The 21,350-nt window shown below is 41.4% G+C and carries 24 protein-coding genes; 20 read left to right on the top strand and 4 right to left on the bottom strand.

The features are described 5' to 3' along the window. The first annotated feature begins 14 nt into the window (after positions 1 to 14). The 7 genes from D6856_RS06080 (at position 15) to D6856_RS06110 (ending at position 5,874) form a co-directional block, all read left to right on the top strand. Positions 15 to 770 (top strand): class I SAM-dependent methyltransferase, encoded by a 756-nt coding sequence (locus D6856_RS06080; protein ID WP_120686183.1) that lies wholly within the window; start codon positions 15 to 17, stop codon positions 768 to 770. A gap of 47 nt (positions 771 to 817) precedes the next feature. Continuing rightward, entirely contained in the window at positions 818 to 1,708 is an 891-nt protein-coding gene (locus D6856_RS06085) for an aminoglycoside 6-adenylyltransferase (protein WP_120686184.1), read from the top strand. Between the two features lie 392 nt (positions 1,709 to 2,100). Then, positions 2,101 to 2,667: an HD domain-containing protein gene (locus D6856_RS06090; RefSeq protein ID WP_120686185.1), complete on the top strand. Its 567-nt coding sequence runs from the start codon at positions 2,101 to 2,103 to the stop codon at positions 2,665 to 2,667. A gap of 164 nt (positions 2,668 to 2,831) precedes the next feature. Then, positions 2,832 to 3,260 (top strand): NUDIX hydrolase, encoded by a 429-nt coding sequence (locus tag D6856_RS06095; protein WP_120686186.1) that lies wholly within the window; start codon positions 2,832 to 2,834, stop codon positions 3,258 to 3,260. A gap of 33 nt (positions 3,261 to 3,293) precedes the next feature. Beyond that, the gene (locus tag D6856_RS06100; RefSeq protein ID WP_120686187.1) at positions 3,294 to 4,256 is read left to right on the top strand and encodes an adenosine deaminase; all 963 of its coding nucleotides are present in this window, start codon (positions 3,294 to 3,296) and stop codon (positions 4,254 to 4,256) included. Continuing rightward, positions 4,253 to 5,023, top strand: coding sequence for a class I SAM-dependent methyltransferase (locus tag D6856_RS06105; protein ID WP_120686188.1), 771 nt, complete (start codon positions 4,253 to 4,255; stop codon positions 5,021 to 5,023). Before D6856_RS06100 ends, D6856_RS06105 begins: the two co-directional genes overlap by 4 nt. Before the next feature lie 206 nt (positions 5,024 to 5,229). Continuing rightward, positions 5,230 to 5,874, top strand: coding sequence for a shikimate kinase (locus D6856_RS06110; RefSeq protein ID WP_120686189.1), 645 nt, complete (start codon positions 5,230 to 5,232; stop codon positions 5,872 to 5,874). A 119-nt stretch (positions 5,875 to 5,993) separates the two neighbouring features. On the opposite strand, the gene D6856_RS06115 is transcribed toward D6856_RS06110, so the two are convergent. Both D6856_RS06115 and D6856_RS06120 read right to left on the bottom strand, forming a co-directional pair. Beyond that, complete coding sequence (locus tag D6856_RS06115) at positions 5,994 to 7,511, bottom strand: ABC transporter permease (RefSeq protein WP_120686190.1); 1,518 nt, start codon at positions 7,509 to 7,511, stop codon at positions 5,994 to 5,996. A 2-nt stretch (positions 7,512 to 7,513) separates the two neighbouring features. After that, positions 7,514 to 8,233 carry an ABC transporter ATP-binding protein gene (locus tag D6856_RS06120; RefSeq protein WP_120686191.1) on the bottom strand — a complete coding sequence of 240 codons (720 nt, stop codon included), beginning with the start codon at positions 8,231 to 8,233 and terminating at the stop codon, positions 7,514 to 7,516. Positions 8,234 to 8,390: 157 nt separating this feature from the next. Here D6856_RS06120 and D6856_RS06125 point away from each other — a divergent pair, with 157 nt between their 5' ends. The 5 genes from D6856_RS06125 to D6856_RS06145 are packed head-to-tail and all read left to right on the top strand — an operon-like array spanning position 8,391 to position 12,076. Beyond that, a complete protein-coding gene (locus tag D6856_RS06125) occupies positions 8,391 to 9,095 on the top strand; it encodes a response regulator transcription factor (RefSeq protein WP_120686192.1) in 705 nt (234 codons plus the stop codon). Continuing rightward, positions 9,095 to 10,246 (top strand): sensor histidine kinase, encoded by a 1,152-nt coding sequence (locus D6856_RS06130; RefSeq protein ID WP_120686193.1) that lies wholly within the window; start codon positions 9,095 to 9,097, stop codon positions 10,244 to 10,246. The genes D6856_RS06125 and D6856_RS06130 overlap by 1 nt, the downstream gene beginning before the upstream one ends. 44 nt (positions 10,247 to 10,290) lie before the next feature. Beyond that, entirely contained in the window at positions 10,291 to 11,088 is a 798-nt protein-coding gene (locus D6856_RS06135; RefSeq protein WP_120686194.1) for a class I SAM-dependent methyltransferase, read from the top strand. Then, the gene (locus D6856_RS06140) at positions 11,085 to 11,597 is read left to right on the top strand and encodes a GrpB family protein (protein ID WP_120686195.1); all 513 of its coding nucleotides are present in this window, start codon (positions 11,085 to 11,087) and stop codon (positions 11,595 to 11,597) included. The genes D6856_RS06135 and D6856_RS06140 overlap by 4 nt, the downstream gene beginning before the upstream one ends. Beyond that, on the top strand, positions 11,594 to 12,076 hold the full coding sequence (locus D6856_RS06145; RefSeq protein WP_120686196.1) for a DNA-deoxyinosine glycosylase: 483 nt from the start codon (positions 11,594 to 11,596) through the stop codon (positions 12,074 to 12,076). The genes D6856_RS06140 and D6856_RS06145 overlap by 4 nt, the downstream gene beginning before the upstream one ends. Positions 12,077 to 12,106: 30 nt before the next feature. On the opposite strand, the gene D6856_RS06150 is transcribed toward D6856_RS06145, so the two are convergent. Next, the gene (locus D6856_RS06150) at positions 12,107 to 12,571 is read right to left on the bottom strand and encodes a GNAT family N-acetyltransferase (protein ID WP_120686197.1); all 465 of its coding nucleotides are present in this window, start codon (positions 12,569 to 12,571) and stop codon (positions 12,107 to 12,109) included. A 115-nt stretch (positions 12,572 to 12,686) separates the two neighbouring features. On the opposite strand from D6856_RS06150, the gene D6856_RS06155 reads away from it, so the two are divergent. From D6856_RS06155 to D6856_RS06180, 6 genes are all read left to right on the top strand, one after another. Next, positions 12,687 to 13,358 carry a DUF5680 domain-containing protein gene (locus D6856_RS06155; RefSeq protein ID WP_120686198.1) on the top strand — a complete coding sequence of 224 codons (672 nt, stop codon included), beginning with the start codon at positions 12,687 to 12,689 and terminating at the stop codon, positions 13,356 to 13,358. 26 nt (positions 13,359 to 13,384) lie between these two features. Further along, positions 13,385 to 13,951, top strand: coding sequence for a GNAT family N-acetyltransferase (locus tag D6856_RS06160; RefSeq protein ID WP_120686199.1), 567 nt, complete (start codon positions 13,385 to 13,387; stop codon positions 13,949 to 13,951). A gap of 25 nt (positions 13,952 to 13,976) precedes the next feature. Continuing rightward, complete coding sequence (locus D6856_RS06165) at positions 13,977 to 14,795, top strand: MBL fold metallo-hydrolase (RefSeq protein ID WP_120686200.1); 819 nt, start codon at positions 13,977 to 13,979, stop codon at positions 14,793 to 14,795. Positions 14,796 to 14,807: 12 nt separating this feature from the next. Further along, positions 14,808 to 15,335: a cysteine hydrolase family protein gene (locus D6856_RS06170; protein ID WP_120658337.1), complete on the top strand. Its 528-nt coding sequence runs from the start codon at positions 14,808 to 14,810 to the stop codon at positions 15,333 to 15,335. A gap of 61 nt (positions 15,336 to 15,396) precedes the next feature. Then, on the top strand, positions 15,397 to 16,884 hold the full coding sequence (locus D6856_RS06175) for a 4Fe-4S dicluster domain-containing protein (RefSeq protein WP_120686201.1): 1,488 nt from the start codon (positions 15,397 to 15,399) through the stop codon (positions 16,882 to 16,884). Positions 16,885 to 16,907: 23 nt separating this feature from the next. Then, positions 16,908 to 18,128 carry a hypothetical protein gene (locus tag D6856_RS06180; RefSeq protein WP_120686202.1) on the top strand — a complete coding sequence of 407 codons (1,221 nt, stop codon included), beginning with the start codon at positions 16,908 to 16,910 and terminating at the stop codon, positions 18,126 to 18,128. Between the two features lie 6 nt (positions 18,129 to 18,134). Here the strand turns inward: D6856_RS06180 and D6856_RS06185 are convergent, their stop codons facing one another. Next, complete coding sequence (locus tag D6856_RS06185) at positions 18,135 to 18,698, bottom strand: alpha/beta hydrolase (RefSeq protein ID WP_120686203.1); 564 nt, start codon at positions 18,696 to 18,698, stop codon at positions 18,135 to 18,137. Between the two features lie 186 nt (positions 18,699 to 18,884). On the opposite strand from D6856_RS06185, the gene D6856_RS06190 reads away from it, so the two are divergent. Together D6856_RS06190 and sstT are read left to right on the top strand one after the other, a co-directional pair. After that, positions 18,885 to 20,021, top strand: coding sequence for an MFS transporter (locus tag D6856_RS06190; RefSeq protein ID WP_305781703.1), 1,137 nt, complete (start codon positions 18,885 to 18,887; stop codon positions 20,019 to 20,021). 65 nt (positions 20,022 to 20,086) lie between these two features. Continuing rightward, entirely contained in the window at positions 20,087 to 21,340 is a 1,254-nt protein-coding gene (gene sstT / locus D6856_RS06195; protein WP_120686205.1) for a serine/threonine transporter SstT, read from the top strand. Positions 21,341 to 21,350: the final 10 nt, after the last annotated feature.

Below are 21,350 nucleotides of genomic sequence, written 5' to 3' on the forward strand. Positions count from 1 at the left end.
GGAGGATAACGGTTTTGGAAGATTACAGTAAACAACATAAGAAAGCCTGGGAGTTTGACGCATATGACTTTTGGGTAAGAACCGCCGGAACTCCGGAAGAAAGGGCATTAAAGGATAAAGAAAATCCCAAGAAAATGCTGAAACAGTATGTAAACTACTTTGATTCTTTTGATGGTATCAAGGTTGCCAATATATGCGGATCCTGCGGAAAGAAAGCAATACCGCTGGCTTTGCTTGGGGCGGAGGTTACCGTTTTTGACATTTCCGAAGCCAATAAGAAATATGCCGTGGAAACAGCTGAAGCTGCAGGTGTAAACATAGGCTATGAAGTTTGCGATATCATGGAAATCGATATGGACAAGTATGCCGGTTTCTTTGATGTCGTATTCATGGAAGGTGGAATCCTTCACTATTTTCACGATATAGATGCTTTTATGAACATGATGAACGGACTGCTTAAGCCCGGTGGAAAGGTGGTTTGTAGCGACTTCCATCCATTTACCAAAATCTCTGATATTTTAGGTCTCCAGCAACCAACCATGAGTTATTTCTCAACAGGTATCTTTGAAGGTGAGATGGCGCATGCAAGGTTTTATGATGAGGAAATACGTAGGCAGATTCCGAAATGCCATTATAGGAAGTACACCATCAGCGAGATCATCAATTCCATTATAGGGAATGGATTTACTTTGGAGCGTTTTGATGAGCATCCTTCATGGGAGAATGAGAAACTCCCGGGAGAGTTTACTGCGATTGCAAGAAAGGGCTGAAAGAAATGTCTGAGACTCTTAATCAATAATGTGGGGGTAAATGATAAATGCGCACAGAGAAAGAGATGATGGAACTGATCCTGCGTACAGCGAAGGAAGATGCCAGGATCCGTGCCGTTTATATGAATGGATCACGAACCAATCCCAATGCACCAAAGGATATTTTTCAGGATTATGACATTGTTTATGTCGTAAAAGAAACCGGATCCTTTATTCGGGACAAGGAGTGGATCAGGCGATTCGGGGATATTCTGTTTATGCAGTTCCCGGACGAACATCCGGATTATCCGAGTGATAAAGAAAACTCCTATGGCTTGCTTATGATCTTCACGGATGGGAACCGGCTGGATCTTACTTTGAAATCGATCCCACATGCAAAGGAAAATGTTACGGAAGACAGCTTGTGCAAGATTTTGCTTGATAAAGATGGAATTCTTCCGTCGATTCCCGAGGCATCGGAAGAAACTTATTTAGTCCATCGGCCGTCAAAGGAACAGTATGCGGCCGTCTGCAACGAATTCTGGTGGTGCCTTAACAATGTCGCAAAGGGCCTTTGGAGGAAAGAAGTGACATACGCACAGGATATGTTGAACTTCGTGGTCAGAAAGCAGCTTGAAAAGATGCTTTCCTGGAAAATAGGAGAGCTGACCGATTTTTCTGTCAGTGTTGGTAAATCCGGAAAATATATGAAGAAATGGCTCTCTGAGGAAGAGTGGCAGAAGTATCTGGACACTTATTGCGGCGCCGATGTTAACGACATGTGGAGCGTCGTGGAATCTATGTGCCGGCTGTTCTATGATGTGTCAAAATGGGTGGCAGAACATGGCAATTTCGTCTTTGACAGGCAGGAAGCTGATAATAGTTTCAAATACTTCAGTACTGTGAAAGAAATGGATGAAAATGCAGTAAGCTTTTTTGAAAACGTGGGTGACGCATGAGCGAGACAATGTTAGAATCATCTTGTCACCCGTGACAATAAAATGGCAATACAAACTTCAAAAAGTACAGTAGATACATTCAAACCGTTCAGAAAAGAACTGTCAAACAAACCTAAAGTCAGCATATGTACGTTGATCAAAAAATACATTTGCGAGCTGGAGTAGACGATAAAATGTGGGAATCCGATTAAACAGTGGGTTAGGTAATAAAAAGAGATGTGTTAGAGGTACAGAATGGTATGGCTTTTTGCTGCGCTTATTTTTGGGGGCTTACGTTTTCGCTTTTTATGCGGTTGTGTATGGAAGAGAATAGTAGGAATACGTATAATTTAAAATACGAGTGCTTGAGATAGTATTTTCTTAGACTTGGAGAGACAGAACGGAGGATATGTATGAAAGCTAGAGAGTACCTGGATATTTTGCACGTTGCTGAAAAATTAAAAGATACTCCTCGCCACTGTACTACTACAAAAGGCAGAACAGAGAGTGTAGCTGAGCATAGTTGGCGTATTTCACTTATGGCGTTTCTGTTGAAACATGAGTTTCCGGATTTAGATATAGATAAAGTTGTAGATATGTGCCTTATTCACGATCTTGGAGAATGCTTTACCGGGGATATTCCTACATTTATCAAGACTGATAATGACAGAGAGGTTGAGGATTCGCTCCTAAACAAATGGGTAAAATCACTTCCGGAGGAATTATCCACGGATATAACTGAGTTATACAAAGAGATGGATGCTCAAGAGACCAAGGAAGCAAAGTTATATAAGTCTTTGGATAAGCTTGAAGCACTTATACAGCATAATGAATCTCCGTTAGATACCTGGTCTGATAATGAGTATGAGCTCAATAAAACATATGCATTTGATACAGTTTCTTTTTCAGATTGGCTTACTGAATTGAGAAAAGAGATATTAGATGATACTTTAAAGAAGATTGAATCTGAAAAGCAGTAACTTCTGCAAAGCAAAGCTGTATTTGCGAACTGGAATAATAAATTATATGTCAAGCCGCGTGCTGCAGAGGTGCAGCGCAGCGGCTTGATTTTTTGTTGTTTGAGTCAGGCGCATTTGCTAGAATTTAATTCAGTGGAACATATGGGGATAAGGAGAACTATAAAATGGTTGAAGTAAAGTTTTATGATGAGGTAGATGACAGCTTACTGAAATTTGCAGTTATCATCGCGAAGACGGATGGTAAATGGGTTTTCTGCAAGCATAAGGAACGAGACACACTGGAGATACCGGGAGGTCACAGAGAAATCGGAGAAGCGATCATAGACACCGCTAAGAGGGAATTGTACGAGGAGACAGGCGCTATCGATCATGAGCTTAAGCCGGTCTGTGTTTATTCAGTTACTGCACCGGATAATTTCGATGGTAAAGAAACCTTTGGATTACTTTGTTATGCAGATATCCACTCTTTTGAGTCGGAACTTCACAGTGAAATTGAGCGAATTGAGATCACGGACAGGTTACCTGATAATTGGACATACCCTCTGATCCAGCCCAAGTTAATGCAGGAAGCGGAGCGAAGAGGGATCATATAATTTTTGACGAGAGTTGCGGGGAATAAAAGATAAATGATAAATGAAGGAAAGACGTTATTTATAGATGCTCTGAAACAAGAGGATCTTGATGCTATCAAAAAATGCCCAAAGGCTGATCTGCACAATCATTTTGTGCTTGGTGGAAGCAGAAAGTTCTTGTTAGAGCATTCGGCAAAAGATATTGAGCCGATCACAAAGCCGCTTCAGTCTATGGATGAGATGCATACATGGAATTCCCAAAACATAGGAGAATATTTTAATTCCACCGAAGGGCGGAAGATGCTTATAAAGGCTGCATTTGTTCAGGCCAAGGAAGATGGCGTGACTATTCTTGAAATAGGTGAAGATGTCTGGGGGCTAAACGAGTTTTTTCATAACGATATAGATGAACTCGTATCGGCATTTGAGACAGCGCATCAAGAGATCTCGCCTGATATCGAGCTGAGATTACAGATTGGCATGTCCAGACATTGCGATATTGCATACTTGGAAGATTGCCTTTCGAATTTTTGGGGATGCAAAGCTTTTTATTCTATTGATCTATACGGCGACGAGCTGGCGCAGCCTATAGAGAATTTTAAGACCATCTATCGACGTGCTAGAGAAGAAGGACTTAGACTTAAAGCGCATGTTGGAGAGTGGGGAACAGCGGAGGATGTACGCCGCGCAGTAGAGTGCCTTGAACTTGATGAGGTACAACATGGCATAGCGGCGGCAGAAGATCCTTCTGTTATAAGGTTTCTCATAGACAATCACATTAGATTAAATATCACACCTTCCAGTAATTATCTTCTGGGAAGAGTGGAAAATTTAAAGACGCATCCCATTGCGGAGCTCTATCGAAGCGGTGTAGACGTAACTATCAATTCCGATGATGTTCTTATTTTTGATTCGGATGTTTCCAAGGAATATCTAAGATTATATAAAAGCGGTTGCTTTAACGTTGAGGAACTTGATGATATTCGCAAGAATGGATTGAAAGCAAAAAGCAAATGAGAGACGAAGAGATAATTGAGATCAATAAGAATTACTGGAACGAACATGCAGATCTTTGGTTTGGTACGACAGCGCTTCCACAATACGGCGTTTACTTTCCGACAGAAGACGAACTACATTTGTTTGGTGATCTAAGCGGTAAGAAGATGCTTGAGATATGCTGCGGAAGCGGACACTCTTTACTCTATAATGCTCAGAGAGGAGCAGGAGAATTATGGGGAGTCGACCTGTCGCAAAAGCAGCTTGATACTGCAGAAAAGCTTTTGAAAGAAAACGGGTATTCGGCTAATTTGATATGCGCCAAGATGGAAGACAAGCTTGATGTTCCAAAGGACTATTTTGACTACGTTTATTCTATCTACGGAATCGGATGGACGACCGATCTGCAGGGGACTTTTGATAAGATCGCATCGTATCTTAAAGAGGACGGAAATTTTATCTTTAGCTGGCATCATACTTTGAACTATTGCATAGCATGGGATACTAAAGAAAGAAAAGTAGTATTGCATGATGATAAGCTCGAGATGACAAAAAGCTATTTTGACGAATCCTATTTTAAAATGCCAGTGCATGATAGCGAGATCGTATTGTGCAATCGCAAGATATCCACGTATATCAATGCTCTTGCCAAAGCGGGATTTGTGATCGAGCAGCTCTTGGAAGAAAGTGACCAAGAGGCTTTGAATGCACCGGAAGATGCAGAGCCCAAGATGAGAAAAGCAAAAATGCTTCCGCTTTCATTTTGTATTAAGGCCAGAAAGCAATAAGGAGTATATATGCGGACAATTGTCTTATGTACTTAAACCGTGTTAGAATGGCTAAGGCAGATGCCAAGACTATTTTATAAAAAGGAGAACATTATTATGGTGATGTTTAGAAAGTTAAGAAATATCTGATAGCATGAAACTTTATTATTGGTTTCATGCTACAAAGAAATTACTGTAGACAAACTTAATAATAAAGGAGAATCAAAATGATATTTCAGGATAATATACTCAAAGAGTATTTACGTAACGTATATTTTATTACAGGAACACCCTGCGGAGGAAAGAGCACAGTTTCAAGAGCATTGGGAAAGAAGCACGGAATACCGGTTTATGATATTGATGAACGGTTTTCTTTTCACCAATCGATTTCAGATTCTGAGCATCAGCCCAATATGAACAAAGGGTTCAAGGATGCTGATGAATTCTTCGGAAGAAGCGTGGAAGAGTATAAAGCTTGGCTTATGGGAATTATGGATGAACAGCTGGGATTTATCATTCTTGACCTTATAAAACTCTCTCAGAATGGACCGGTTATCTGTGATTGTCATTTGACCATGGAACAGATAGAAAGGCTTTCGAAATCTTCAAGAGCAGCGTTTATGATTTCTGATCCAACAGATTTGGTCGAGACTTATTGCATTCGCCCCGATCATCAAGACTTCAGCAATTATATTCATAGTGCGACTGACTATGAAAAGGCCAAGAAGACTTGCACTCAGACATTGTATGAGCTCAATATGAGTAAATACAATGACATCAAAAACAGCGATTATTTCTGGCTTGAGAGAGATCCGAGCAGAAGCGTTGATGAAACAGTAGCTCTTGTTGAAAAGCATTTAGGCCTTGCCTGAATTAACAGGGTAAGTAGTAATATTTAAAAGATAATAAAGTACAGCAAAGCATATATAAATGCTCTGCTGTACTTTTTTGTTAGATCGAGTATGGGTTATCTACTCGATTTTTTATAAGATCATTCATTGGATCTTACATCGGTACAGCTCAGATACATGATAGCTATCATGATAAAAGCTGCTATAAAGATGGTGGACGAGAGGGCGAATAAACCGATGTTCAAAGAGCCCATTTCTCTTTGGTTCATGGCAAGGTCAAATAAAGAGAACGGTGTGAGGTAGGGGGTACCTTTTGCAATACAAGCAAGACCTGCAAAACCGCTGAGAAATGCAACAATTATTGGAAGGACAAAGTTTCTGATGACAAGTGAAACAAGAACCTGGAAAGCACATATAACCCAGGAACTTACTATCCCCATGAATAACCACTGAATGATCCCCGATGGGAGAGCACCTTCCATGTGTATTATCGAACCGGAAATAAGGTATAAAACTATGACCCAGATCAGTGAAACAGATGTGATGAAACATGTAGCTGCATATTTGCCGAGTACTATCATTGAGGGCCTTTGATGAGTCATCATAAGATTCATATTTGTTCCGCTGTGCTCAACTCTCCAGATGCATCCTGTAAAAATCCCTATGATAACAGGCATGAAGAAATAACATAAAAATATAGTGTGCTGAGTCCACAGTGAATACCAGCCATCCTTCAGGATACTGATATTACTGAGATAATTTACGGTTCCGATCGCTGCCGATATCAAGGGAACAATGAAAAAAGCGATCCAGGCAGGTGAGCCCTTTAATTTCAAAAGCTCTACGGGGCGCTTGTGAAGAAGTACCTTCTTAGACTTTCGATTGTTTATTTTTTCTGTTTCCTCTACACCGGCTTTTCTGAGCAAAATAAGTGTGATACAGGTTAAGAGGATTATCCAGCCGATACAGATGATCACCGGTATGAAATCAGGCTTTCCGATGCTGTAAGATATATCTCTTGTATCTTTATCCCAGTCCATTGTTATAAATCCGGATGTCACGAAGGTTGCCCAAGGAAGGAACTTTTGTATGATCGTTGAAGGAAGGAATAAGGAAAAGAAAGCTGTGAAGCTTCCAAATATTCCCAAAGAAATACTAAGTGCCTGATTCCTGTAAAAATACGCCAGCATGAGGTGTAGGCTAAATAAGGCCATACAAGTTACGTATGTGGTCATTCCGTGTATAAAAAGATATACGGGCGGAAATGTGCATTCGAAATTGAGGATCTTGCAACAGAGTATGAACGATCCGCATTGCATCGCAACAAGTATGAGTGTTGATATTGCACCGTAAATATATTTTGTGAAAAAGATCTTTTGCGGAGTGGAGAAAGTATATAAGCACTTTAGCATTTCACCCTTGTGCTCTATGTCCATCAATCTGGAAGCAAATCCCGCGATCGTAACAGGGAAAAACAGGCAGTTTATGATAGGAACGGTATAAAAAAGGATCATCCAGCCATCGGCGGAGCCTTGCTTACCGTGATAATTTCCGAAAATAAACAGCATTTCAGCAGCTATGACCAAGGCGAAGAGTAGTAGATTATGGCGGCGTTTATGTTTTTTCAGTTCTATAAAAAGATTTTCGATAATACCCATTTTTAAGCTCCTTTTGTCATTTCGAGGAAGACTTCTTCGAGAGAAGCATCACCGATCTCAAGTTCAGATAAAAGACCCTGATAGATCATATGTCCTTTGTTGATGATCCCTACGTAGTCAGCGATCTGCTCAACTTCGGAAAGAAGATGGCTTGAAATGATGACCGTTGAGTCGTATCTTTCCGGAATACTTTTTACCAGATTCCTGATCTCGTTAATACCTGCAGGATCAAGACCGTTTGTGGGCTCATCCAGGATGATCAGCTCAGGTCTTCCCATAAGTGCCATTGCTATGCCAAGGCGCTGCTTCATTCCGAGCGAATAGTTTTTTACTTTGTCATCTTTTCTGTCGTACAGGCCTACTGTTTTAAGAGCTTCTTTTATATCGCTTGCACCAAGCTTTTTGTAGCGGGCTATTATCTCAAGATTTTCCTGTCCTGTGAGATGTCCGTAGAATCCGGGGCTTTCAATAAGACTTCCGGTTCTTGTATTTATTTCGAATCTGTTCTTGGGAGACATCTTTTGACCGAGCACTTCCATTGTTCCGCCGTCAGGTTGTATAAGCCCAAGAAGAAGCTTCATTGTAGTGGTCTTTCCGGCGCCGTTGGGGCCGAGAAAACCGTATATACATCCTTTCGGGACTGCTAAGTTTACGTCTTTTATTCTGTATTTGCGACCGCTTTTTTTGCAAAGACCGCTGGTTTCAATTACATATTTTTTCATCAGTACGTCCTCCGTATTTTTGATAAATTCAGTATAAAAAGGGAAGATTACTTGAACATGACACCTACATTACGTTTACATTACGTAGGAGGCGCGGTTATTTAATTATGCAATTTATATGTGTATACTAATATTTAAGCGGAAAGAGGTAATGATTATGGTGTTATCAGATTGCAGGATCCTTTTGGTAGATGATGAGAAACAGATTTTGGAGATCAATAAAAAACTCTTATCAGAAAATGGATTTAATAATGTTTTATATGCATTAAACGGAAAAGAAGCAGATGAGATCATGGAAAAAGAGAAAGTGGATCTGGTTGTGTTGGACATAATGATGCCTGATATAAGCGGACTGTCTCTCTATGAGTCGTGGACAAAGAGAGGGATAAATATCCCTGTTATTTTCCTTTCTGCAAGAGATGAAGAAACAAGCAGGCTCAAAGGACTTGGGCTTGGAGCGGATGACTATGTGACAAAGCCTTATACTCCCGAAGAGCTGCTGCTTAGAATAAAAGCTGTTTTGCGAAGGACATATCATTTGACGGAGAATAAGATTGTTGACCTTGGCGCGGTAAGAGTCGACCTTTCTTCGGGAATAGTAAAAAGACCTGATGGAGAGACGGAGCTTACTGCAAAAGAGTTTCAGCTTTTTTCCAAGCTGTATGATAATCAGGGAAAGATCGTTTCGCTGAATGTCCTCATGGATACGCTTTGGCCGGACGGTAGTTACGGACTTGAGAATTCACTTATAGTACATATCAGAAGACTTCGTGAAAAGGTAGAAGAGGATCCTTCGAACCCCGAGTATCTGCAGACGGTCCGCGGACTGGGATACAGGCTGAATATCAGAGGTAGAAAGTAATGAAAAAAATATCCGGTTATCTTCTTTCAATGATGCTTGTTTTGGTGTCATTGATGATCATCGATGTTATAGTCATATTCTTTATATGCGTTCAAAAGCAGGAGAATTATCTTAATACTTATCATATAGAAAAGGTTTCGGAAAAGATCATAAGCACAGACGGTGAATATCGAGTTGACAGCTCAGTGTATGAAATGCTCGATGAAACAGATTCTTTTGCAATGATCATAGATGATTCCGGAAGTGTTATCTGGAATTACATGATGCCATCGGACATTCCTGATTCTTATGAGATAAAAGATGTTGCTACATTTACGCATTGGTATCTGAACGATTATCCCACGTATACGTGGATAAGAGATGATGGGATCCTAGTGGTCGGACATCCCAAGGGAAGCATATGGAAGTATATTTTGGAAATGAACATGCAAACCATGGATAAAATGATCATGGTTGCTCCTTATATGTTCATAGCTAATGTGCTGATCCTTTTGCTGTTACCTTTTATGATCACCCGCAAGTGGATGATCACCAGAGAGAAAGCAAGAACAGAGTGGATCGCAGGCGTTTCACATGACATAAGGACTCCGCTTAGCATAGTCATGGGATCTGTAGAAAAAGGAAGTGTTGAGGAAAAGCAGTGCTTCAAGATCAGAGATCTTATAGGCAACCTTAACACCGAGAACAAACTCGAAGCCGGAACAGGCAAGTGGAATAATGAAAAAATAAATCTCACATCACTTCTAAGAGAGATACTGTGCGATCATATAAACACTTATGAAGATTATTCTTTTGACCTGCAAGTAGATGAGAAGCTTGAGAACTACAGTGTTCAAGCGGACCACATGCTTATCAGGCGTATGATAGAGAACATAATCACCAATTCTATCGTTCATAACGAAAAGGGTTGTGAGATATCGGTCAAGCTATCTGAGCGCGGTAAATCCAAGGCAAGACTTGTTATAAGCGACAACGGACAAGGCGCAGATGAGCGGAAGATAAAGGCACTTAATGAAAGGATAAAAAATGCATATCTTCCGGAGCATGGTCTTGGGATCCGTGTTGTAAAGCAGGTTGCAAAAAAGTATAAGTACGCGGTACGTTTTTCTTCGGAAGAAAATGAATATTTTAGGTGTGAGATAGATATGTGATAACATGAGGAATAAATAAGCGCTTATGAAACAGGAGTACCACCATGAACAACGTTGTTGATTACTATGAAAATTATCGCGAGGAAGATCGCTTAACGACCAATAACGCAAGAAAGATAGAATTTCTTACAACGGTAAGAATGTTTGATGATATCATTGGCGATTCCTCAAAGGAAATATTGGACTGCGCTGCGGGAACAGGTGCGTATGCTTTTTATCTTGCCGATAAAGGGTATAACGTTACAGCGACAGATCTCACGCCGCGCCATATTGATATCATAAATGAACAGCTTGCAAATAAGCCATACAAGATGACAACTGCTGTTCTTGACGCAACTGATATGAGCATGTTTTCCGATGATTCTTTTGATGTGGTTCTCAACATGGGGCCTTTTTATCATTTAACAGAAGAGAACATGCGAAATAAATGTATCGAGGAATCACTCAGAGTATTGCGAAAAGATGGACTGCTTGTAGTGGCATATGTCCCGAAATTCTACCTAAATCAGATGATCGTGACCGCTGATGAAAAGTATATTGATGGAAGGCTTATGTCTCAGATAAGAGATACAGGAGAACTTCACAGTGATGATCCCAAGTGCTTTTGGACTGATACTTATTATTCGTCGGCAGATGAGATGGAAGAACTGTTTGCAAAGAATAATGTGGAAATAATATCGCACTTCGCACAGGATGGGATATTACCTATGCTAGCAGATGTTGCAGATACATGGAGCGAAGAGAAGTTCAATACTTGGCTTGAATATCACCTTTCTGTATGTAAAGAAAAATCTATTCTTGGTATGAGTAATCATGTAATTATAACTGGTAAAAAGAAATGAGAACAAAACATATATTAGTTCTTCCTTATGACGAGAAGTGGAAGCAAGAATTTATAGAAATAAAAAATGAGCTGGAAGCAGCACTTGGAAATTTGGCAATTTCAATCGAACATGTCGGAAGTACTTCTGTTGAAGGACTTGCGGCGAAACCCATTATAGATATTGATGTTGTGGTTAAGCCGGATGACCTGCAGGCAGTAATCAAAGCTCTCAGTGGAATAGGATATATTCATGAAGGTAATCTTGGGATAGAGGGAAGAGAAGCTTTTGCGTATGAGGGAAAAGAGCATTTGCAGACGCATCACTTATATGTATGTCCGGAAGATTCCAAGGAACTGAAACGACATTTGATGTTCAGAGATTATTTGAGAGAGAATCCCGGAGCGGTCATAGAATACAGCAACATAAAACTTGAAGCAGCAAAATTATACCCAGAAGACATTGAAAAATATATCGAATATAAATCACCTGTAATAGAGAAAATCTACAAGGAGCTTGCATTAAGATGATCGTTCATCCGATACCGCCTCTTTATTACAAGAATTCAAGAGTGCTTATACTTGGAAGTTTCCCTTCTGTGAAATCGAGGGAGGCGCAGTTTTTCTACGGACATCCGCAGAACAGATTTTGGAATGTTATCGCTGCGGTTTTAGATGAGGAAGTTCCGAATACAATTCCTGAGAAGAAAGCTCTTTTAAAAAGAAATAAGATAGCGCTCTGGGATGTTATTCATTCATGCGATATAACGGGATCGTCCGATTCGAGCATAAAGAACGTAACACCGAATGATCTAAAAACCATTCTGGATAATTCAAATGTTGAAGCGATTTACGTAAACGGAAAGACTGCGGAAAAGTATTATAAGAAATATACGGAAAAGATTATTGAAAGATCGGCAATCTGCCTGCCTTCCACAAGCCCCGCGAACGCAGCATGGAATATGGAAAAGCTGATTGACGCGTGGAAGATTATAAAAACGAGTAAATAACGAAATAAAATATGGAGCTGCGGTGCCGAATCAATCGGCATCGACAAGCTCCATTTCTGCACCCATATCGGTAAATCCATATTTTTCATACAAGGGTCTTCCCATATCCGTTGCTTCGAGTGATATCTGGGTAATTCCGCGTTTTTTGGCATCTTTTACCAGCATATCCAAAGTCTTGAGCGCGATGCCCTGCCTGCGATAATTCGGATTGGTGTACATATTCATTACATAAGCTTTTTTTCCGCTTGGATTGTGATATGTAGGCATTACCTCGTAGTAGCTCATGCCGCCGGCGCCGACAAAAGAATCCCCGTCCATAACAAGGATAGCCGTGTGAGTTCCGTCTGCAAGAGCTCTTTTATAATATTCTCTCGAAGAGGCTTCAACTTCAGACATGTCTACGGAAGAATCGAGTTTATTTGCTGCGCGCAAAACTTCGATTCTTGAAGAAGTTAAAAGATCGAGGTCTTCCAATGTTGCAATTTTGTATTCCATTTTGTCTACCTCCCTGTGATATTATAAATGTATAAAGAAAGTAGCAAAAATGCAACCTCCGGGTGATGTTACCGCATGCATTTCTTTTATATGATACCTCTTGGAGGTGATAAAAATGATTTTTCCCGATAAACTACAAATACTTAGAAAAAATAATGCACTTACACAGGAAGAGCTGGCTGAGAAGCTTGGAGTGTCAAGGCAGGCGGTCGCCAAGTGGGAGGCGGGACAAGCCTATCCGGATATAACGAATCTCATTCAGATAAGCGACCTGATGAATGTGAGCGTTGATTACCTCGTCAAGGACAGGGACTGCGCAGTCAATATATCTTCCACGCAGCCGACAGATCTTGAAGAGCTGATCGCATTCAGGCTTGAAGCCAATAAAAATACATACGCGGCCAAGATAAATGAAGTTGAGTCAACAAGATACACATCTCATGATTTTGTTTATGAGAGCGGAGATTACAGGTATCATGACACCTATGTCGGAGGCGAGAAGTTCGCCGGAGAAGAGGCGATCTGGAAAAAAGATATCGCGGTTTATGCCATGAATTACATGGGAAGAGTACTCGATGACAGATTCAGCGGAGATTTCCTTAAGGAAGCTCTTTTGCATGCAGATAAAAACATGCCATACCGAGGCCCCGAGATGTATAAGTCGGGAGAGTTCACATACAGATGCAGGGTGACCGGAGATTTTGCATGGTTTCAGGGATTCGAAGAGATTTATCTTGATGATAAAAAAGTCTACGAATGTGTATTCCACGGCGGACTTATGAAATAAAAATAATGCTTAAACAGGAGGACAGAATGAATAACGTTTATGAGACTTGCCCGGTACTTGAAAATGACAAATTTATTCTTCGCTTTGTGAAGACGGAAGATTCGGATGATCTTCTTGAAGTTTACGGAGATAAGAATGCACTTCCGTTTTTTAACAGCGACAATTGCCACGGGGACAATTTCTTTTACAATACAAAAGAGCTGATGGATAAAGCGGTAGATTTCTGGCTCTATTCCTATGAACAAAAGTATTTTGTGAGATGGACGATCGTCGATAAAGCTTCAAACAAAGCAGTCGGCACGATAGAGATGTTCCACAGAGAGCCGGACGGAAGCTTCGGACATGTCGGACTTATCAGACTTGATGTCGGAAGTAAGTATGAAAAGGCGGAAGAATTAAAGAGCATCTTGGAGATTATTATCCCGCCTGCATATGAGCTTTTTGACTGCGACGAGATAATATCCAAAGTTCCGCTGTACGCCGTTGAGCGTGCAAAGGCGTTCTCAGAATACGGTTTTGAGAAGACCGACAAATTACTAATTGGTGGCAATGACAACTACGGTTATAATTGTTATTGGACTATCAAGAAATAAGAAATATCAGACAAAGGGGAACATGATGACAAAACTTACAGTAATAGTTGATAACAAAGCAGGACAGGAATTAAAAGGAGAATGGGGACTTTCGATCCTGATCGAGCACAATGATAAAAAGATCCTTCTTGACGTCGGCGGTTCCGATCTTTTTGCCGAGAATCTTCAAAAGCTTGGATTTGACATCAAAGATATAGACTACGCGGTTCTTAGTCACGCGCACTACGATCACGCTAATGGCATGCCCAGATTTTTTGAAGATAACAAGAAAGCCAAGTTTTATCTTAGAAAGACCACGGCGGAAAACTGCTATGCGATAGATTATCTGATATTCAGAAGATATATCGGAATCCCAAAGAATGTTATCAGGGACTACGGCGACAGAATAGAGTTCGTATCGGGTGATTATAAGCTCTGCGACGGCGTTTATCTTATACCTCACAAATCGCCGTGCCTTGATCTTATAGGAAAAAAGGAAAAGATGTATACCAAGGTCGGTGGAAGGCTTAGACCTGATAATTTCTCGCATGAACAGAGCCTTGTTATAGAGACCGAAAAAGGCCTTGTTATACTTAACAGCTGTTCTCACGGTGGCGCTGTAAATATCATTAATGAGATTAAGAGTACTTTCCCTGATAAGCATATCTACGGCCTTATCGGAGGCTTCCATCTGTATAACAAGAGTAAAAAAGAAGTTGAAGAAGTTGCTAAGAATATCAGCGAGACCGGGATTGAATATATTTGCACAGGACACTGCACTATGGGCAAGGCTTATGGTATCATGAAAGAGGAGCTTGGAGATAAGCTTGAGCAGCTTCATGTGGGGCTTGTAAAAGAGTTCTGAAAAGGAGACAACATGGTTTTACTTGTAATCGATACTCAAAAAGGAATCACTGATGACAGACTTTATGAATTTGAAAAATTAAAGTCGAATATTAAAGAACTCATTCAGCTCGCAAGAGACAATAAAAAAGAAGTTATTTATGTTCAGCATGACGACGGTCCCGGATCCGGTTTTAGCAAAGGCGACCCGGACTATGAGATATATGATGAATTTGCACCGAAAGAAGGAGAAAAGATATATACAAAGGCTGTAAACAGCGCGCTTCATCCTTCGACAGGTCTTTTGGATTACTTAAAAGAAAAAGGTGAGAAGACCATAATGATTGTGGGTCTTCAAACTAATTTTTGCATTGATGCGACGATAAGAACCGGCTTTGATAACGGCTTTGAAGTTCTGGTTCCGGAATATACCAATTCAACATTTGACAGCGATTTCATGGATAGGGCAACCTGCTATCGCTATTACAATGAGTTCATGTGGGATCCGAGATACGCCAAATGCATCTCCATGGACGAGGCAAGAAACAGAATAAAAGAGTGAGAGTAAGATCCGGCAAGGGATCATAAATGTAACTATTAATATTTTTAGGTGGGAGAATATTATGATTACAAATGACAAGGGACTTGTTGCGTTTAAACACAAGATCATGGTGGAAGTATGCAAGCTCGCGTGGCAAGGTGAGCTTGATGAGGAGCACAAGGATAAGCTTGTATATGAGCTCGCTCCGGGACCAAAGCCTGTTTACAGATGCTGCGTCTACAAAGAGCGAGAGATCGTTCGTCAGAGGATACGCCTTGCGTGTGGACAGAGTACCTCATACAACGAAGACTCCAAAAATATAGTTCAGGTAATCGATCCGGCATGTGACGAATGTCCGATCCATGCTTTTTCTGTTACTGACAATTGTCGTTTCTGTATGGGAAAGGCTTGTATCAATTCATGTAAATTTGACGCGATCCATCCGGGCGATGTCAGGATGCATATAGATTCTACCAAGTGTAAAGAGTGTGGAATGTGTGCAAATGCTTGCCCTTACGGTGCTATCGTTCATCTTGAGCGCCCCTGCCATAAGGCATGCCCCGTAGGTGCGATCACCTATGATGAAAACGGATATTGTAAGATCGATGAGAGCAAGTGCATCCAGTGCGGACACTGCATTCACAGTTGTCCTTTCGGAGCTATAGGATCAAAGACGTTCCTTGTTCAGATCATAGAAGCCATTAAATCAGGAAAAGAAGTCATCGCTATGTGCGCACCCGCTACAGAAGGCCAGTTCGGAGAAGATATCTCCATGGCTTCTGTTAAACAAGCGCTTATCAAGCTTGGCTTTGCGGATATGGTTGAGGTCGGACTCGGCGGAGATATGACGGCTGCTTATGAGTCAAAAGAGTGGGCTGAAGCATATGCGGAAGGCAAGAAGATGACTACGTCTTGCTGTCCTGCATTTATCAACATGCTTAAGAAGCATTTCCCTGAACAGTTTGAGAACAATATGTCTTCAACTGTTTCGCCAATGTGCGCGATCTCAAGATATCTTAAGGCAACACGTCCCGGTTGCGTAACTGTATTTGTGGGACCGTGTATTGCCAAGAAAGCGGAAGCTATGGATGAGAGCGTTCCGGATAATGCTGATTATGTTGTGACATACGGAGAGCTTCGTGCTCTTATGAGATCAAAGGATATAGATTTTGAGCCTGTTACCGATGAGTATCAGGAGTCTTCGATCTGGGGCAAACGCTTTGCTACAAGCGGCGGCGTTGCCAATGCGGTTATTGAATGCATGAAAGAAAGAGGAGAAGACGTAAGTAATCTCAAGCTTCATCAGGTTGCGGGAGGAAACGAGTGTAAGAAAGCTCTTTTGCTTCTTAAGGCCGGAAAGTTTACCGATGACTTTATAGAGGGCATGGTCTGCCCCGGCGGATGTGTCGGCGGACCTTCCAAGCATAAGACCGAGATCGAGATCACAAAAGCAAGAGAGAACCTTCTTTCCAAGGCAGACAACAGAAAGGTTCTTGAGAATCTCAAGAAGTATCCTATGGATAAGTTTTCAATGCACAGAGACGGAAAGAAAATAGATCTTCCCGATTAAATATTAGGACAAGGGATCGTGAATTGAACAGGGACAACACGCTTTTTACTCCAAAAATGAAAAAGACACATACCATATACATGCCGGATATGCTTCATTATCACAATGAGCTTCTTATTGCGGCGTTTAAATATGGTGGCTATGACCTTGCGGTTGTGCCTGAGTATGAGAGGGTTCCCGAGAATGCGTTTAGATTCATCAATTCCGCTTACTGCACTTGTGCGATAGATATTATCGGAAATCTTATGGCGCATATTGCATCGGGAAACGTTGATCTTGATAGGACCGCCATACTCGAACCTCAGGCAGGAGGTGCTTGCAGAGCGGGTAATTACTACGATCTTATCATTCAATGTGTGAAAAAGAGCGGATATAAGATCCCGGTTCTTTCTTTGAATTTCAGAGGCGCGGAGAGTCATCCCGGATTTAAGATCAATCTAAAGCTGCTTTTTGGCGCGATCGCGGCGGTGTGCTACGGCGATCTTCTGATGAGCCTTTTACAGCAGATAAGACCTTATGAAAAGAATAAGGGTGAGACGGAATCACTTTATCACAAGTGGATCGACAGGCTTTCCGGGTATATTTCCGTAGGAAAAAAGATATTATTAAAGGACAATATCTATCAGGAGATCATTTCCGAATTCCAAAAGATCCCTCGTTATTCCAAGGATGAGAGAATGCTTACCAAAGTCGGTGTGGCAGGAGAAATATATATAAAATGTTCGCCTATAGGAAACAGGCATCTTGAGGATTTTCTCAAAGACCACGACATGGATTACAGAATGGAAGGCTTTTTGAATTATTGTATTTATGTCGTTTATACCGAGATGAAATCCGCGGAGCTCAATATGGCGCCCAAAGCCTTGTTAAAAGCATATAAGGTTTTAATGGATCGAATGATCAAGATGCAGAATAAGATAAAAGAGCTCTTGGAGCAAAACGGATTTATTGCTGACGGATCGTTTTATGAAATGAAAGAAAAGGCAAATGAACTTCTAAGCGAGTATTACAACATAGGTGACGGCTGGCTTGTACTCGCGGAAGTGATCGATATGCTTCAAAAGGGATATGACAAGATACTGATAGTGCATCCGTTTGGGTGTCTCGTAAGTCATGTCGCTGAGCGAGGGATCCTTAAAAAGCTTCGGCAGATGTATCCGAAGGCGAATATCAATACTATTGAATATGACTACGAGCAGTCCAAAACACTTAGAGAGAGCAGAATAATGCTTGCACTTTCATAAGCAAGATCAAAACAAAAAGACTTCTATCTGTTTGAATATCACTTTAAGGTTTTTGATATCCTTTATAGTCTCTTTTGTCTCAAGGGAGTGGTTCGCACCTTGGAATTCGTGAAGCGGAAGATTGAGCTCGTTGCACTGTTTTCTTGCAAGCTCGGTGTCGCACCATGCGTCCGCTGTTCCGTGAAAGACGATCGCTTTGACGCCTTCAAGAAATTTAAATGTTTCCGCAACGGGAGTGAGAACTATGTGAATAGCGTTGATCTCGTTCTTCCATGCGTAGTAACCGGCGAGAGTTGTTCCGATGCTCTTTCCGATAAACAGGACTTCTTCGTATTTATCGAATTCGACATCCTTAAGCTGATCGATAGTCTGCTTTAACGCTATCTCGAAGACAGAATGCATGACTTCTTCCTTGCCCTTAACCTCGTGAGATTTGTAGGGCAGTTTGTAAGTGATCTCTATTACCTTATACCCATGCTCTCTGGCCATTTCTTTTGCATAATATAAAAGAGGCTTATCGTGAGTGTAACCGATACCAGGAAAAATAACGGCAAGTTTTTCTGCGTACATAGCGTCCCCCTCTCTGGTTAAATCCATAAATTAATGATATCATACTTTTCGAAGAAAGGAGCACATGAATGACCTGGAAAACAACCAATATTCATTTGATGAAAGGTAACTTTTTGGCGGTTGACGGGGATAGTGCGCTCTTTTTTAGATGATTTTTAGTGCAAATAACATCTATAAAGCGTAATTATCTCCTTATTTTTTGAACAAAAAAAGATAAGGAGTTTTTTTATGAATAAAAATAATGCGAGAAAACAGATAAAAAAATTATTGTTATTAGACGGTGCGGGAGCGCTTATGATCGCGGGAGCGTCATGGGTTGCGCTGCTTGCGGCAAGAGGCTTTTCCATGGTCGAGATAGGACTTGCGGAGAGCATATTCCATGTTGCAAGTATGCTCTTTGAAGTACCGTCGGGTGCTATTGCGGATGTGTTCGGACGAAAGAAGGTCATGGTGGCCGCAAGGATCATGTCTGTGATATCCGGGATCATTATGATCTTGTCTAATTCATTCTGGATATTGGCGCTTGCGATGATCCCAAGTGCGCTGAGCTTTAACCTTGCGTCGGGAACAAGGGAAGCGCTTGCATATGACAGTCTGAAGGAAGCGGATATCGAGAGTGAATACGACAGATTTGCTTCAGTGGATATGGTGATATATAAGATTACAAGTTCCATAGCAACGCTTATGGCGGGCGTGGCGCTCATGCTCGGATATAAAAGAGCTTACGCGGTTGATGTGTTTATGGGGATCCTGAGCATAGGTATAGCTCTTTCGTTAAAAGAAATTTCTACCGAGCTTTCAAAAGAAGCGAGTATTAAAAAGAGATTTGTTGAAGTCGCAAAAGAGAGCGCTGCGTTTATAAAAGAAAATAAGAGGACAAGGCAGATCATTGTTTTGAATGCTTTTGTCGGATCATCGGCGACGCTCATTCTTTTCTTTTTACAGGCAAAGCTTCCTATTGCAGGACTTCCGGAGCTCATGCTGGGACCGGCTCTTTTTATAATGGGAATGGGAGCGGTGCTTGGCGCGTTTGCCGCAAAGCTGATGGCAGGCAGAAGGTTTAAGCATATTGCAATGATAGGGGCGTTTGGCGTGACACTTTCCGTAGCATCAATACTGACCGGGAACAGTATCCTGATGGTGATTGGCGGATTTATCGGTTCATTTTCCGATACGCTGCTCTGCGTAAGGTCTGATGTGGTACTAAATACAATGATACCTTCAGATCAGAGGGCGACACTTGTATCCGTTAATTCTTTTTCCTTCTCGATCGTGATGATAGCGTTGTCACCTTTGTTCGGATTTATCGTGTCTGTGGTATGATTCTGTTTTACGTTATCGGGTTGAAGTGATAAAATTATGCTATATCAGACTTGAAAGGAGAAGGTATGAAAATAGTAAAGGCTTATAATAGTGTAAGTTTGATCATCCGCATTTTGTGCGGTCTTGTTCTTGGAACAATTTTGGGGTTATTATTCAAGGATCTGGCAGTTATCACGCTGTTTGGAAAGATATTTGTAGGAGCACTTAAGGCGGTTGCTCCCGTACTTGTATTTGTGCTTGTTATTTCCGCGCTCGCGCAGGGAAACGATAAGCTCGACAGAAGATTTGTATCTGTAATTGTTTTGTATATGGTAAGCACGCTGCTTGCTTCTGTGGTAGCGGTTGTGGGAAGTTTTGTTTTTCCTCAGACGATAATGCTCGCAGAGGCCTATCAGACTGAGGCCGTTCCTACAGGAGTGGGACAGGTGCTTTCAGATTTGCTCGTAAATATGGTGGCTAACCCTGTCGGAGCACTTCTTGAGGGTAGATATATAGGTATTTTGTTTTGGGCGGTTATATTGGGACTTGCTGCAAAGAAGGTCGCAAGCGACAGCACCAAGAAGGTACTTGAGGACTTCTCAAATATGGTATCTACTGCGGTTAAGTGGATAATCAATCTTGCACCTTTCGGAATCATGGGTCTTGTTTACGAGAACGTTTCGACCAACGGTCTTGCGATATTTACCGATTACGGCAAGCTTCTTGCACTTCTTGTAGGATGTATGCTTGTTGTGGCACTTGTTATCGATCCTCTTCTTGCAGCGATCACACTTAAGGTTAATCCTTATCCGCTTGTGTTCAGATGCCTTAGAGAATCGGGAGTAACAGCGTTCTTTACAAGAAGTTCCGCTGCCAACATACCTGTTAATATGGAACTTTGCGAGAAGCTCGGAATGGATAAAGAACTGTATGCTGTTTCTATTCCTCTCGGCGCAACCATCAACATGGACGGAGCTGCGATCACCATCGCTGTTATGGCTCTTGCCGCAGCTAACACTGTAGGAATTCATGTGTCATTTGCAACCGCGCTTATACTTGCTATCATCTCAACGCTTGCAGCTTGCGGAGCATCAGGTGTTGCAGGAGGATCACTCCTTCTCATCCCGATGGCATGCTCACTCTTTGGAGTAAATCCGGACGTTGCTATGCAGGTTGTAGCGGTTGGATTTATAATCGGTGTTGTTCAGGATTCTGTTGAGACAGCACTTAATTCATCGGGAGACGTTATGTTCGCCGCAACTGCTGAGTATGCTCAGTGGAAGAGAGACGGCAAATCACTTCCGACTTTCCTTGGCGGAACAACAGAAGTTGATATCTGATAGGAAATAA

Origin of the sequence: Butyrivibrio sp. XB500-5, from assembly GCF_003625505.1 — a bacterium.
GTDB lineage: Bacteria > Bacillota > Clostridia > Lachnospirales > Lachnospiraceae > Butyrivibrio.